This is a genomic window from Clostridioides sp. ZZV14-6150, from assembly GCF_020657875.1.
Lineage (GTDB): Bacteria > Bacillota > Clostridia > Peptostreptococcales > Peptostreptococcaceae > Clostridioides.
This window is the reverse complement of sequence record NZ_JAGWDA010000005.1, coordinates 195,415-211,450: the sequence shown is the minus strand read 5'-3', so window position 1 is coordinate 211,450 and position 16,036 is coordinate 195,415. Positions and strand designations below refer to the sequence as shown.

General features: G+C 29.2%; 13 protein-coding genes. All 13 read left to right on the top strand.

The window, feature by feature from the left end; all coding sequences use genetic code 11:
- Positions 1-175 precede the first annotated feature (175 nt).
- The 13 genes from KGF41_RS08290 to prfB all read left to right on the top strand — a co-directional run bounded on the left by KGF41_RS08290 (position 176) and on the right by prfB (position 16,024).
- Positions 176-2,395, top strand: coding sequence for an ATP-dependent RecD-like DNA helicase (locus KGF41_RS08290; protein ID WP_227840013.1), 2,220 nt, complete (start codon positions 176-178; stop codon positions 2,393-2,395).
- A 2-nt stretch (positions 2,396-2,397) separates the two neighbouring features.
- Positions 2,398-3,180, top strand: coding sequence for a ComF family protein (locus KGF41_RS08285; protein ID WP_227856560.1), 783 nt, complete (start codon positions 2,398-2,400; stop codon positions 3,178-3,180).
- A 343-nt stretch (positions 3,181-3,523) separates the two neighbouring features.
- Positions 3,524-5,428, top strand: coding sequence for a BglG family transcription antiterminator (locus KGF41_RS08280; protein WP_227842680.1), 1,905 nt, complete (start codon positions 3,524-3,526; stop codon positions 5,426-5,428).
- A 139-nt stretch (positions 5,429-5,567) separates the two neighbouring features.
- Positions 5,568-5,876: a PTS lactose/cellobiose transporter subunit IIA gene (locus KGF41_RS08275; protein ID WP_227483559.1), complete on the top strand. Its 309-nt coding sequence runs from the start codon at positions 5,568-5,570 to the stop codon at positions 5,874-5,876.
- 26 nt (positions 5,877-5,902) lie between these two features.
- On the top strand, positions 5,903-6,229 hold the full coding sequence (locus tag KGF41_RS08270) for a PTS sugar transporter subunit IIB (protein WP_227434553.1): 327 nt from the start codon (positions 5,903-5,905) through the stop codon (positions 6,227-6,229).
- Positions 6,230-6,275: 46 nt separating this feature from the next.
- A complete protein-coding gene (gene celB, locus KGF41_RS08265; RefSeq protein ID WP_227842679.1) occupies positions 6,276-7,610 on the top strand; it encodes a PTS cellobiose transporter subunit IIC in 1,335 nt (444 codons plus the stop codon).
- A gap of 10 nt (positions 7,611-7,620) precedes the next feature.
- Positions 7,621-8,139, top strand: a complete 519-nt coding sequence (locus tag KGF41_RS08260; RefSeq protein WP_227827874.1) for a GrdB-related putative oxidoreductase — start codon at positions 7,621-7,623, stop codon at positions 8,137-8,139.
- A 95-nt stretch (positions 8,140-8,234) separates the two neighbouring features.
- Positions 8,235-9,194, top strand: a complete 960-nt coding sequence (locus KGF41_RS08255; protein WP_227827873.1) for a N(4)-(beta-N-acetylglucosaminyl)-L-asparaginase — start codon at positions 8,235-8,237, stop codon at positions 9,192-9,194.
- A gap of 54 nt (positions 9,195-9,248) precedes the next feature.
- The gene (locus KGF41_RS08250; RefSeq protein ID WP_227827872.1) at positions 9,249-10,301 is read left to right on the top strand and encodes a Sapep family Mn(2+)-dependent dipeptidase; all 1,053 of its coding nucleotides are present in this window, start codon (positions 9,249-9,251) and stop codon (positions 10,299-10,301) included.
- Between the two features lie 2 nt (positions 10,302-10,303).
- Complete coding sequence (locus KGF41_RS08245) at positions 10,304-10,978, top strand: copper homeostasis protein CutC (RefSeq protein WP_227856559.1); 675 nt, start codon at positions 10,304-10,306, stop codon at positions 10,976-10,978.
- Between the two features lie 565 nt (positions 10,979-11,543).
- Positions 11,544-12,095: a ribosome hibernation-promoting factor, HPF/YfiA family gene (gene hpf, locus KGF41_RS08240; RefSeq protein WP_227827870.1), complete on the top strand. Its 552-nt coding sequence runs from the start codon at positions 11,544-11,546 to the stop codon at positions 12,093-12,095.
- A 131-nt stretch (positions 12,096-12,226) separates the two neighbouring features.
- The gene (gene secA / locus KGF41_RS08235) at positions 12,227-14,902 is read left to right on the top strand and encodes a preprotein translocase subunit SecA (protein WP_227827869.1); all 2,676 of its coding nucleotides are present in this window, start codon (positions 12,227-12,229) and stop codon (positions 14,900-14,902) included.
- 14 nt (positions 14,903-14,916) lie between these two features.
- Positions 14,917-16,024 (top strand): peptide chain release factor 2 gene (gene prfB / locus KGF41_RS08230; protein ID WP_227850250.1). Its coding sequence is split into 2 segments (ribosomal slippage): positions 14,917-14,991 and positions 14,993-16,024, totalling 1,107 coding nucleotides; the frame shifts between segments, so codons are not numbered across the junction.
- The last annotated feature ends 12 nt before the right edge of the window (positions 16,025-16,036 follow it).

Sequence of the window (16,036 nt, the reverse complement as noted above, 5' to 3'; positions counted from 1 at the left end):
CATATTTTTAGGATGCAGATTTTTTTTGTTTCTGATAAAATGTATAATAGTTGGAAATTAAGTTAAGTATAAAAATATAGAAAAATTTTCTGATAGAATCCTATCATAGAACTTAATATATTTAAGTATACTAACATGCAAACGGGACAATTATTAGTATTTTTAGGAGATAAAAATGGAAAAATTAGAAGGAATGATAAGTGAAATAGTCTTTAAAAATGAAGATAATGGCTATACAATAGCTCATCTGGTAAATGAAAATGATGAAATTGTTGTTGTAGGATGTATGCCTACCTTAGCAATGGGAGAGAGTATAGAAGTTGAAGGTAAATGGGTAAACCACAAAATTTATGGAACTCAATTTGAAGTGAATAGTTTTATGCCAGTGACACCATCATCTTTAGAAGGAATTTATGTTTACTTATCTTCTGGTATGATACATGGAATTGGCGAAAAAATGGCTAAGAGAATAATTGATAAGTTTGGTGTTGATACACTAGATGTAATACAAAATTACCCAGAAAAATTACAAGAAGTAGAGGGTATAGGCAGTAAAAAGGTAAAGCAAATAGTAAAGAGTTATGAAGAAGATAGAGAATTAAGAAATATAATAATAGAACTATCTCCTTTTGGAATAACACCCAATTACTGTCTAAAAATATATAAAAAATATAAAAGTAGTGCAATAGAAATTATAAATAAAAATCCATATCAGCTTGCTGAAGACATAAGAGGAATAGGGTTTAAAGTAGCTGATAGTATAGCTAATAAAATTGGCATAGATAAAAATTCTAAAGATAGAGTATGTCAAGGAATATTATATACCTTAAATAAATCCCTAAGTAATGGACATACATATTTACCAGAACACATTCTAATACAAGATTCGGAAAAATTGTTGGAGTTAAGTGGAGACATAGTAAAAGAATGTGTAATGATGTTGGTATATAATCAAAAAATACATATAGAAAAAGTAAATAATGAAAATCTCATATATCTTATGCCATACTACCTATCTGAAAATGGAGTATGTAGTCAAATAGTAAAATTGTCGCAGTATGAATTTGAAGATTTGAATATAGATATAGAAAATGAAATTAAAATTTTAGAAGATGATAAGAAAATTAAGTTAGCAGAGAAACAAGTTTTAGCAGTTAAAGAATCTATGAACAGTGGAGTATTAATTATAACTGGTGGTCCAGGTACTGGAAAGACTACTACTATTAATGCAATTATAGATATATTTGAAAATAATGGTAAAAGCGTAACTTTAGCTGCTCCAACGGGAAGAGCAGCTAAGAGAATGAGTGAAACTTCTAATAAAGAAGCAAAGACTATACATAGATTATTAGAAATGGGATTTTCAACAGATGATGATTTAACATTTTTTAAAGATGAAGAAGACCCGATAAACTCAGATGTAATAATAGTCGATGAAGTATCAATGGTAGATATTATCTTAATGTATAATTTACTTAGAGCAATAAAATTAGGAACAAGAGTAATATTAGTTGGGGATAGTGACCAATTACCTTCTGTAGGTGCGGGTAATGTACTTAAGGACATGATAGACTCAAATATTATAAATGTGGTCAAATTAAATGAAATATTTAGACAAGCTCAAGAAAGTATGATAATTGTGAATGCGCATAAGATAAATAATGGCGAACCACTTCATTTAAATACAAAGGGAAAAGACTTCTTTTTTATAAGAAAATCAACGAATGAAGAGATATTGAATGAAATAATAGGTTTGGTAAATGAAAGACTACCTAAATTTTATAATGTTGATAAACTAAAAGATATACAGGTTTTATCTTCAATGAGAAAAGGAGAGCTAGGAGTTACCAATCTGAATATAGAGTTACAAAAGTATCTTAACAAAAAGGAGAAGTTTAAAGTAGAAGAAAGTTTTTCTAAAAGGTTGTTTAGAGTTGGTGACAAGGTAATGCAAGTAAAAAATAATTATACAAAAAAATGGGAGACAGAAGACCAAAAGGAAAGTGGGGAAGGTATATATAATGGAGATATAGGCTATGTATATCATATAGATAAAGATAAGAAAACTATTTATGTGTTATTTGACCAAACTAAAATTGTATCATATTTATATGATGAGTTAGATGAGATTGACCATAGTTTTTGTACAACTATACATAAAAGTCAAGGAAGTGAATTTCCAGTTGTAGTGATACCAATAACTTGGGCTCCTCCTATGTTATTAAGCCGTAATTTATTATATACAGCAGTGACAAGAGCAAAAAAATTAGTTGTATTAGTTGGAGATGTGAAATATTTGGAATATATGATAAAAAATAATAGAGTAAATCAAAGATATTCAAACTTAGGATATAAGCTAAATAAATTCAAACAAGAAGGGCTGTTGATAGAGTAAATATGAAAATATGCAATGATAATTTTATTAAGAGTCTTAGAAATCTGATTAATAAATGTCTGGATTTTATTTATCCTGAAAATATAAATTGCATAATTTGTGATAAATCAATAAAAAAAACTAATACCTATTCAGTCTGTAAAAGTTGTTTTGATGAAATGAATTTTATACTAAATGGGTGCATAAAATGTGGAAAGCCAATCATACATCATTCGCTTGAAAAAGAATTTATTGAAGGATGTAGCTATTGTTTTGATAAAAGTTTTTATTTTGATAAGTCAATCTCCTGTATTGAATACAATGATATAACTAAAAAAATAATATTAGGATTAAAGTACAATCAAAAAACATTTATGGCTAAATACATAGCTCAAATAATGAAAGAAAAGTTGGATTTAGAAAATGTGAAATTTGATTATATATTATTTGTTCCACTTCATAGGAAAAGACTTAATAAAAGAGGATTTAATCAAGCACGAAAAATAGCTTTGAGTTTGAGTAAAATAACAAATGTTCCAATATTAGATTGTATATCTAGGGAAAAAAATACAAGGATGCTCTATAAGTTAAGTAAACAAGAGCGAAAAAAGGAATTAAAAAATGTATTTGCTGTTAACGAAAATATTAAATTAATAAATAATAAAAATGTACTTTTGATAGATGATATATTTACAACTGGCTTGACAACAAATGAAATATCTAAGATTTTAAAGTTATCTGGTGTTAATAAGGTTTTTGTAATGACTTTGCTTACAAGAGCAAATGACAACTATGTTATGGAATAATCTTATATATTGACAATTTCACTTTAAAATATTAAAATGAATAAGTGATATTTAGGTCTGTGGTTGAAAGTCCAAGCCAGTCGCAGGCAAAAGGATCCACGTAAGTTAACACTAAAAGTTGAGTTAATGAGCATGGTGCGGCTTAGAAGTAAGACCTACCGATAATAAAATCGAGAGAGAGTAGTAGTGCGGCGAACCCAAGCGAACCCTCCAGTAGGCGAGTGTGGGGTCAAAGACCAGGTCAGCTAAATATCATATTAAAAGAGAGCTAACATAATGTTTTTATGTGTAGCTCTTTTTTATATATAATAAATTTAGAATGAGTCATAAAGAGGTGATATATATGAACAAAAGACAAGAGAACTTGTTGACAGTATTGCTATTAAAAGAAGAATTTATAAATATCAATGAGATTGCTAACGATTTTGAGTGCTCAGAGAGAACAATAAGAAATGATTGTAAGTACATTGATGAATGGTTATCTACTTTTTGTAGTGCTTATATTAAAAGAAAGCCTAACATAGGGATTAAGTTTAGTGGAGATGATACGGATAAAATAGTAGTAAATCAGAAGTTAAGAGGTGAAGTTAAAAGAGTAAATAGTGAACTTCATAAACAAGTTGAGATATTGAATCTATTACTTTGCAATAATAAGAAAATTACCTTAAATGATTTATCCAATAAATTGTATATAAATAAAAATATTGTTAGAGAAGAAATAAATAAATTATCAGTAGAATTAAGTAATTATAATTTAAAAATTTCAACTAAAACAGGTAGTGGTATATGTATTGAGGGAAATGAGAAAGACATAAGGATAATGTTAGTGGCGTTCTTATTTAAATATATAGATAAATACAGACTAAACATGGATGAAATAGAATATTTCCATATGGTAGACATAATAGTTGTCAAAAATATAATGTCTATGATAGAAGATAAAATGGATATAAGACTTACAGATGTCTCATTCAGGCAATTGATGTTATTTTTACTTATAAATATCATACGAATAAGGTTAGGGAATTTTTTTGAAATATTAAATACTAAAAAAGAACTAAAATTAGAAATTCTTATATTAGATATAGAAAATGAGTTGAAATCCAGTCTGTCTATAGTGTTAAACCATGAAGAAAAATTATTTATAGAGTCACTAATACTTGGTATGAATAAACAAATAAATAGTAAAGATACTAAAAAATCACTATACCTTAATGAAGAATTATCAGAGTACACAAAAAGAATTATAAATCTAGTATCAGAAGAATCAGGTATAAACTTTAATAATGATATATTGCTTTATGACCAATTAATATGTCACTTAAATGTTACAATGCACCAAATGCAAAGTAATGTTTATTTGGAAAATCCACTTTTAGATAATATAAAAAATAAATTTTGTTTTTTATTTACAGTAATTTCAAATTCAATAGGAATTGAGCAAAAAGAAAAACAAATAACTGAAGATGAAATAGGTTATCTTACTCTTCACTTTCAAACATCTTTAGAAAGAAAAAGTAATAAGAGAGAATCAACTAAAAAAGCAAGTATCGTATGCCCATTTAGCTTTGGAGTAAGTATGTTACTAAAAGTAAAGATAGAAAAGAGATTTAATAATATAGAAATAGTTGAAACACTAAGGGAAGAAGATTTAAGAAGAGATAACTTCAATAAAATGATAGATTTTATAATTGCATTTCAAGAATATGAAAATGTACAAAAGCCAATTTTTATAACAACACCACTATTTACTGATGAAGATGAAAATAAACTCAAAGAATTTACCAACAAAATAAAAGAAAAAGATACATCATATAAACTTATGAATAGATTAATGATGTCTGATTATTTAATAAGAGAGCTAGAACATAATGATATTTATGAGGCTATAGCATACTTAACTAATTTATTAATCGAAAAGCATTATGCAGATAAGGAGTATTTAAATTCTATTATAGAAAGAGAAAAGGCATATCCAACTAATGTCGGGAAAGGAATATTGTTTCCTCATGGAGATATGAAATATATAAAACAATCTGTCCTATGTTTTGCAAGATTGAAAACACCAATAAAAATTAGAAATGGAAAATACATAAAGATTATACTTTTGTTAGCTTATAAAAAAGATGATGATAGAAAAGTATTTAGAGAATTATTCAAAGAAATATCTAAATTGACAGAAGATGAAAATATGCTTGATGTGCTAAGTAAATGTGATATTAAAAATATAAAAAATATTCTTATATAAATTTATATCAAAATGTGAATAAGCACAAAATTTTCCATGTAATGGAAAAAGTTGTGCATGTTTTTTTGTTTTTATAAGATATTATATATCTATCAGATAGAAATCAGTTAAAAGTAGACAAGTAATTTAGGAGGAAGAAATGGAAGAAATAGTATTAAAGATTATAATTCATGCTGGAAATGCAAAATCTATGCTTTACGAAGCTCTTGATTGTGCAAAGGAAAACGATTTTGAAAAGGCTGATGAATTAATCGAAAGTGCAAATGAAGAAATATTAAAAGCACATAAAGTACAAACAGAACTTATACAAAAGGAAGCAGGAGGAAATAAGTCAGATATATCTATCTTACTAATTCACTCTCAAGACCATTTAATGACTTGTATGAGTGAAAGAAACCTTATAAAAGAAATGATAGTGCTAAGAAAAGAAATTCAAAAACTAAAATAAAAAGTAGTTAAGGGGGATTTAAGATAATGAAGAGAAAAGTATATTTATTTTGTAGTTTTGGGATGTCAACAAGCTTACTTGCAGGAAAGATGCAGAAAGTAGCAGATGAACACAATTTACCAATAGAAGTAGAAGCATTTCCAATAGCAGAAATTGATAAGATAGTTGCAGAAAAGAATCCAGATTGTATATTGTTAGGGCCTCAAGTTAAATACATGCTAAAGGAGTTAAAGCCAAAGTTTGAAGCTCAAGGAAAACCTGTGGATATAATAAACGAAACTGATTATGGAACTATGAATGGAGAAAAAGTACTAAAGCTTGCTATAAAATTAATAAAATCTAAACAAGCTTAAAGGCTTAAAATATAGTAAAAAGATACTGAGAAATGAGGGTGGATAGATGAATAAATTGGAAAGAATACTTATGCCATTGGCTGAAAAAATAGGTAAAAATAAATTATTAATTGCAATTAGAGATGGTTTTTTAGTATCATCACCATTATTGATAATAGGGTCGTTATTTTTATTAGTAGCGAACTTCCCAATAAAAGGATGGGACGAATTCGTAGGTCAAATTTTTGGTCCAGATTGGGCAGTAAAATTACAACAACCAACTATAGCGACTTTTGAAGTAATGACTTTACTTGCAGTTTTAGGAATTGGTTACTCTTATGCTAAACAAATAGATGTAGACCCAATTGCATCAGCAGCAGTTGCAATAGTAGCTTTTTTTATAGTGACACCATTTGTAATACCATATACACCAGAAGGAACAAAGGCAGTCTATATGGTAACAGGTATCCCATTAGGTTGGATGGGTTCTAAGGGAATGTTTGTAGGAATGATAACCGCAATAACATCTGTTAAATTATTTGCAGTAGTTGTTAAAAAAGGGTGGACATTGAAGATGCCAGATGGAGTTCCTCCAACTGTTTCAAAATCATTTGCTGCATTAATACCAAGTGCAATAGTTATGATAGTTTTCTTTTTAGTTAAGATTGCTTTTGAAGCTACACCATATGGAAGTATACATGAATTTATATTTAAGTTTTTACAAATGCCATTATTAAAATTAGGAAATAGTTTAGGTGCTATGGCAATAGCTTATATATTCTTACATTTATTCTGGTTCTTTGGAATAAATGGTAGTAGTGTTGTTGGAGCTGTCTATAATCCAATATTAAAAATTTTATCAGCTGAAAATTTAGCGGCTTTTCAAGCTGGTTCAAAAATACCAAACATAATAACTGGTCAATTCCAGGATATGTTTGCAACATTTGGTGGAGCAGGTAGTACACTATCCTTAATTATAGCTATGTTACTTATATGCAAAAGTAAACGTATAAAATCAATGGGTAAATTATCAATTCTACCAGGGATATTTGGAATAAATGAGCCATTAATATTTGGTCTACCAATAATGCTTAACCCAATATTATTGATACCATTTGCAATAGTTCCAACAATAAACATAATAATAGCTTATTTCTGTATGTCAGCAGGATTAGTACCACTTACAAATGGAGTTCAATTGCCATGGACAACTCCAATTATATTCTCTGGATTTCTAACAACAGGATGGCAAGGTGCTTTACTACAAATAATACTTCTTGTACTAGGAATATTTATGTACATGCCATTTATAAAAATGTTAGATAAACAATATTTAAAAGAAGAAAAAACAAATGTTGAAGAGGAAGATGATGATATATCTTTTGATGATTTAGTATTATAGGAGGAAAATTATGAAGAAAATAGTTATGATATTGGATCAAATACAAGCAGGTGCAGGTGGGAAAGAAAAAAGCAATATACCTCCTGCTGGAAAATCAAGCCCATTAGGTCCAGGTATAATGATGGAACCATTTTTAAAAGAATCTAAAGTGATAGCGACACTTTTTTGTGGGGATGAATTTTTTATAAACAATGAAGAAGAAGTAACAAATAAGATGATAGCTATGGTTAAAAAGTTAAATCCTGATGTAGTTATTTGTGGACCGAGTTTTAACTATGAAAATTTTTCTAAGATGTCAGCAATATTATCTAAAAGTATAAACAATAAAACGGATATACCAGCTTTTGCGGCTATGTCAGAAGAAAATACAGATATAATAAACGAATACAAAAATGATATATGTATAGTTAAGACACCTAAAAAAGGTGGAATTGGTCTTAACGATTCACTAAACAATATATGTAAATTAGCAAAATCAATAGCAAATAAAGAAGATATAACTTCAATGAGAGAAGAATTTTGTTATTAATTAATACTTCACCAATTGTCAAGTTTAAGTACCATACTATATTATGATTAAAGTATATGGATAGAGTTTATATAATTAAGGAGGGATTTTCTGATATGTGGGGAATGATAGCAACATGGAGAATGGCCATAGAAGGAATCACTGAAGCATCAGAACATTTAGAAAAAGGAATGGAAGCAGGAGATGCTGTAGAACTTGCTGTAAGAAAAGTTGAAGATTATCCATTCTATAAATCGGTTGGATATGGAGGACTTCCAAATGAAAACTGTGAAGTAGAACTTGATGCTGCATTTATGGATGGAAACACACTAGATATAGGAGCAGTTGCAGGTATAAGAGATTATTCTAATCCTGTCAGTATAGCTAGAAAATTAAGTTATGAGAAAGTGAATAATTTCTTAGTTGGAATAGGAGCTGAAGAGTATGCTCATAAAAATGGATTTGAAAGAAAAAATATGTTAACAGATAGAGCTAAGCTACATTATAAGAAGAGAAAAAAAGAAACTTTAGATAAAGGATTAAGCCCATATGCTGGTCATGATACTGTTGGGATGATATCTTTAGATAAAAATGGAAAGATGTGTGCAGCAACCTCAACAAGTGGTCTATTTATGAAGAAAAGAGGTAGAATAGGAGATTCTGCACTATCTGGTTCGGGGTTCTTCGTTGATAGTAGCATAGGAGGGGCTACAGCTACTGGTCTTGGAGAAGATTTGATGAAAGGATGTATATCATATGAGATAGTTAGACTTATGAAAGAAGGAAAACATCCACAAGAGGCATGTGATATAGCAGTAAATGAGTTAGATGAACAGCTTATCAAAAGACGAGGAAAAGCTGGAGATTTATCATTAGTTGCTATGAATAATAAAGGAGAGTGGGGAGTAGCTACAAATATAGCTGACTTTACATTTTCAGTAGCTACTAAAGCAGAAGCTCCTACAGTATATATATCAAATAGAATAGATGGTAAAACTATACATAAGGTTGTGTCAAACGAGTGGATGGAAGCATATGAAGCTAGGATAAAGGCACCAATAGAAGTGAGTGAATAAAGTTTGTATTTATACAGTAAAGTAGAGTTCTTTAATATTTAAAAGGAGATTTTTATGAATATCATAAACAATAAAGTAGATGAGATAAAAGAAGATTTATTAAGTGATATTGTAGATATTGTAAAAATACCTAGCGTTGAAGGGGAGCCAGAAAATGGCTTCCCTTTTGGCGAAAAGGTAGGAAAAGCACTTAATAAAGCACTAGAAATTTCAAGAAAATTAGGATTTAAAGTTAGAAACTTAGACAATTATATTGGTTATGCAGAATATGGAGATAGTAAAGATTATATCTGTGTAATTGGCCATGTAGATGTAGTACATGAAGGTAAAAATTGGATATATCAACCTTATGGAGGAGAGATATATAATGGAAGAATCTATGGTAGAGGGGTATTAGATAATAAAGGGCCTATAATGTGTTCTTTATATGGACTATATGTTATTAAAGAATTAAGTTTAAAGTTAGATAAAAAAGTTAGGATAATTTTTGGTACAAATGAAGAAAGTGGATTTAAAGATATACCATATTATTTAAAAAAAGAAAAACCTCCTATAATGGGGTTCACACCAGATTGCAAATATCCTGTTGTATATGGTGAAAAAGGTATGGCGAAAATTATAATCAAAAATAACTGTAACTATAAGGAAGACATATTTTTAAGCTTTATAGAAAACATGTCTGAAAAAGTGATTGTTACAAATCAAGAGTTACATAAAGAGAATAGTTACATAATGCTGGAGATAAAAGTAAAATATGACTTTAGTTATAAACTAGAAGATGTATTATATGAAATAAAATCTAATTTTCCTAATGGTACAGAGATAGAAGTAATTTCTAATTTTAATCCTGTATATTTTGATAAGGATAGTAAGCTTGTTAAAAAACTTCAAATAGCTTATGAAAGAGTAACATCATTAGATGGTACTCCAGTAACAACTAATGGAGGTACATATGCAAAAGTAATGCCAAATATAGTTCCATTTGGACCTTCGTTTCCAGGACAAAAAGGAATAGCACATAATCACGACGAATACATGGATATAGATGATATAATTTTAAATGCAAAGATATTTGCAAATGCAATATATGAATTAGCAAAGGAGTAGTTATGTTAGAGATAATAGGAATGACAGTAGAAGACGCTAAGATTATAGAAGATTGTGGCGCAGATAGAATAGAATTAGTTAGTGCTTTAACTGAAGGAGGACTGACACCAAGCTTTGGCCTTATAGAAAGTGTTGTTAACAGTGTAAAGATACCTGTGAATGTAATGATAAGACCTCATGCCAAAAGTTTTGTGTATAGTAAAGAAGATATAAGTATAATGTTAAAAGATATAAATATAGTCAAAGAGATTGGAGCTAATGGAGTTGTATTTGGAATGCTAGATAAGAATGATAATATAGACGAAGAAAATTTAGATTTTTTGTTGCAATACTGCGATAATCTTGATGTTACATTTCATAGAGCAATAGATGAATCAAATACAATAGAAAGTGTTAATATTCTAAAGAATTATGACAGAATTACAAATATACTAACATCAGGGGGCAAGGGAAATATAAAAGATAATATAAAAATTATAAAAGATATGATGCTTAACTCTAATAATATAAAAATTCTTTTAGGTGGAGGTCTTAATTTTAATAATATAGTTGAAATAAAGGGAGTAACTAAGGCAAGTAATTTTCATTTTGGTACAGCTGTTAGAATAGATAAGAGTCCATTTGAAGATATAGACAGACAAAAGCTTAAACAATTAGTAGATATAATTTCGAAATAATATAAACATATATGATTTATACAACTTATTAGATTAAATAAAGAGTGTTAGTCAATTGTAGTTTGGGTATATGAATATTATGAGTATTGATTAAGAAATTATTGTTATGATGCTTTACTACTTTTAGGTAATCTTGAAGCTAAACTAAATAGTGAAAGAAAAAATGAAATATGGAGGTCTTAGAAGGTGGATAACTATGAAAAATTTATAAAAGTTAAGTGGCATAGAATACATATAATTTCCTAAAATTACCACTTTATGACATGAATTCACATATTAATAAACAATTATTGGAGATATTTGTGGATAGAAAGGACAATAAAAATAGCTTTAAATACACAGGAACAAGAGTTATTAACAGTTTTATCCACATTATCCACAGGGTATTGTTATAATATTAATCCACATAAGCGTTAAGGTGATTTAAAATGAAAAATAATTCTATCAATTGAATAGAAAAAATCACAAAAGTTAATAATAAAAGAAGGATTATGAGAGTTCGTGTAGAATATATTATTAAAGTATAAATTTTCTTATACTGGCATAATTGAAGGGAGATGTACTTATGAACATAATTATATCTGGAAAACAAATCGAATTGACTGATGCAATAAAAAATAAAATCGAAAGCAAATTAAGTAAGTTAGATAATTACATTCATCCAGACACTGATGTAAAGGTTACAGTAAGTGCTAGAAAAACAAGACAAAAAATAGAAGTAACAATAGCTACTGTAAATGGTCCTATAATTAGAGCAGAAGATATGCAGGAAAATTTATACACAGCTATAGATGTTGTATATGATAAATTAAGTAGACAATTAAAAAAATATAAAAAGAGACTACAAGATAAGCATCAAGACAATAAGAGTATAAGATTCCAAGATGCAGAGATAAATCTAGCAGATGAACAAGAAGATTACGAAGATGAAAATCAAGATATAGTAATTCAAAGACGTAAGAAGTTTAGTGTTAAGCCAATGAGCGAAGAAGAAGCTGTATTACAAATGGAATTAGTAGGACATGATTTCTATATGTTCAAGAATATAGATTCAGATGAAATAGCCGTAGTTTATAAACGTCATAATGGCGGATATGGTATAATAGAACATGAATAAAGCAATTTAGATTTAATCATATTAGCTATCGATAAATTATTTATCGATAGCTTTTTAAATTAATATTAAAAGTATAGTTTTTATGGTAAAATGAATAATAGTACAATAAAGAACGAGGAGAGATGTAAAATATGAGCTTTATGGATAGTTTATTCAACATGGCAGATAAAAAAGAATTGAAAAAGTTCAGTAAGACTGTTGATATAATAGATTCATTAGAACCTAAATTTGAATCTATGGCAGACTCGGAACTTAAAAATATGACAAATACATTTAAAGAAAGATTAGAAAATGGAGAAAGTATAGATGATATACTTCCAGAAGCATTTGCAGTAGTCAGAGAGACTTCTAAAAGAGTATTAGGTCTTAGACACTACAGAGTTCAAATGATTGGAGGTATAGTATTACATCAAGGAAGAATAGCTGAGATGAAAACAGGTGAAGGTAAAACTTTGGTTGCAACTGCTCCTGTTTATTTGAATGCTCTTACTGGAAAAGGTGTACATGTTGTAACAGTAAATGACTACCTTGCAAAACGTGATAGAGACCAAATGGCAAAAGTTTATGAGTTTTTAGGAATGAGTGTAGGTGTTATTGTACATGGTCAAAATCCAAAAGTTAGAAAAGAACAATATGATTGTGATATAACTTATGGTACAAATAATGAATACGGATTTGACTACTTAAAAGACAATATGGTAATACACAAAGAGCAAAGAGTTCAAAGAGGATTAAATTATGCGATAGTGGATGAGGTCGACTCTATACTTATAGATGAAGCTAGAACACCACTTATTATATCTGGTCCTGGAGATAAATCAACTCACTTATATTCAGATGCAAATACATTTGTGTTAACTTTAAAACCAGATGACTATGAATTAGAAGAAAAAGATAAGGCTGTATCTCTAACAGCATCAGGTATACAAAAAGCAGAGGTATATTTTAATGTTGATAATATAACAGATATATCTCATACAGAGTTATACCACCATATAAATCAGGCTCTAAGAGCACATGTAATAATGAAAAAAGATGTTGATTATGTTGCTAAAGATGGAGAAATAGTAATAGTTGATGAGTTTACTGGTAGACTTATGTTTGGTAGAAGATATTCAGAAGGCTTACATCAAGCAATAGAAGCAAAAGAAGGTCTTAAAATACAGAGAGAATCTAAAACACTAGCTACTGTAACATTCCAAAATTACTTTAGAATGTATAAAAAACTTTCAGGTATGACTGGTACAGCAAAAACAGAAGAAGAAGAGTTTAAAGCAATATATAAAATGGATGTTTTCCAAGTGCCTACTAATAAGCTTATGGTAAGAGAAGATTTACCAGATTGTGTATATAAAAGTGAGATAGGTAAATTTAACGCTGTAGCTGAAGAAATAATTGAAAGACACAAAGTTAATCAACCAATACTTGTAGGTACAGTTTCGATAGAAAAGTCAGAACTACTATCACAAATATTAAAGAAAAAAGGTATTAAACATGAAGTGTTAAACGCTAAACACCATGATAAAGAAGCAGAAATAATAGCACAAGCAGGTAGACTTGGAGCTGTTACAATAGCTACTAACATGGCTGGTCGTGGTACTGATATAGTTTTAGGTGGGAATCCAGATTTCTTAACTAAGAGAGAAATGAGAAGAAATGGATTTAAAGAAGATGTAGTAAATAGAGTTGATACTCCAATAGAAGGAATACCTGTGGCAGGAAATGAAATTTTATTTGAAGCTAGAGCAGAGTACGAAAGATTATATAAACAATTTAAGCAACAAACAGAAGAAGAACAAAAACAAGTGATAGAAGCAGGTGGACTTGCTATAATTGGTACAGAAAGACATGAATCTCGAAGAATAGATAACCAGTTAAGAGGTCGTGCTGGTCGTCAAGGTGACCCAGGTAGCTCAAGATTTTATATAGGGCTTGATGATGACCTTATGAGATTGTTTGGAAGTGATAGAATATCTGGAATCGTAAATAAAATAGGTCTTGAAGAAGACATGCCTATAGAACATAGAATATTATCTAAATCTATTGAAGGTGCACAAAAGAAAGTCGAAGGTAAAAACTTTGGAATAAGAAAACATGTACTTCAATATGATGATGTTATGAATAAGCAAAGAGAAATAATATATGCAGAGAGAAAACGTGTATTAGAAGGTGAAGATTTACAAGAGCAAGTACAGTCAATGACTCATTCTATAATAGAAGAATCAGTGACTCTTTATACAAAAGATAAAGGATTTGATGAAGACGGATTTAAGGAACATATGTATAATCTGTTCTTACCAAAAGGTAGTATAGAAATCCCAGAGATAGAAAAGCTTAATCCAGTTGAAATAACAGAAAAAGTTTATGAAATAGCTATGAAGATATATACTGCAAAAGAAGAACAAATAGGTTATGAAAGAATGAGAGAAGTTGAGAGAGTTATCTTACTTCAAGCTGTTGATAATCATTGGATAGACCATATAGATGCAATGGATCAATTACGTCAAGGTATAGGGCTTCGTGCTGTAGGTCAACAAGACCCAGTTATTGCTTATAAAATGGAAGGTTTTGATATGTTTGATGAGATGAATAAACATATCAAAGAAGATACTGTAAGATATTTATTTAATATAACAATAGAGGCTCCAGTGGAAAGAAAAGCAGTTGTAGATGTTGAAAATCTAACTTCTCCATCAGATGGAACTCTTCCAACAAGTAAAACTATTAAAAAAGATGAAAAGGTTGGAAGAAATGATTTATGTCCTTGTGGAAGTGGCAAGAAATATAAAAACTGTTGTGGAAGATAGTCTTGGAGGATTAAATGTTAAGGATACAAGAGTATAGACATAGTGTGGAGCAAATAGCTTCAAATTTAGAAGAATTGAGGGTTTCTCTTTGACGTAGCTTCATTGATGGAAAAGATAAAAATTAATGAAGAGAAGATAAACAAACAAGATTTTTGGAATGATAATGAAGTAGCACAAAAAGTACTTCAAGAAAATAAAGCTTTAAAAGAAACTCTAGATGAATATGAAAGTCTAAACAACTTATTAGAAGATATAGAAGTATTAATTGAAATAGGTCTAGAAGAAGAGGATGATTCTGTTGAAAAGGATATAGAAAAGTCTATAGAATCAATAGAAGAAAAATTATCTGAGATGAAAATAAAAACTCTTCTAAATGGTGAGTATGATAAAAATAATGCTATATTATCTATAAATGCTGGAACTGGAGGTCTAGACGCTCAAGATTGGGCTCAGATGCTTCTAAGAATGTATATAAGATGGGCAGAAGGTAAGGGTTATAGAGTTAAGCTTTTAGATATAATATCAGACCCTGAAGCGGGAATAAAGACATCTACAATTCTTGTAGAGGGAACCAACACTTATGGATATTTAAAAAGTGAAAAAGGGGTTCATAGATTGGTAAGAATATCTCCATTTGACCCATCAGGAAAGAGACATACTTCATTTGCTTCTATAGATGTAACACCAGAGTTAGATGAAAATATAGAAGTGGAAATTAATCCATCAGATTTAAAGATAGACACATATAGAGCGTCTGGTGCTGGAGGACAGCATGTAAATACAACTGACTCAGCCGTTAGAATAACACATATTCCTACTGGTGTAGTGGTTCAGTGTCAAAATGAAAGGTCTCAACATTTAAATAAAGATAGAGCTATGAGACTTTTGATGGCAAAATTGATAGAGTTAAAAGAATTAGAGCAAAAGGAAAAAATAGAAGATATACAAGGCAAATACTCACAAATAACGTGGGGTAGCCAAATTAGGTCATATGTTTTCCAACCATATAAGTTAGTCAAAGACCATAGGACAAATGCTGAGTTTGGAAATGTAGATAGTGTGATGAATGGAAATATAGACTTGTTTATCAATGAATACTTAAAAATGAATAAGACAGTTTAATAAATAATGCAC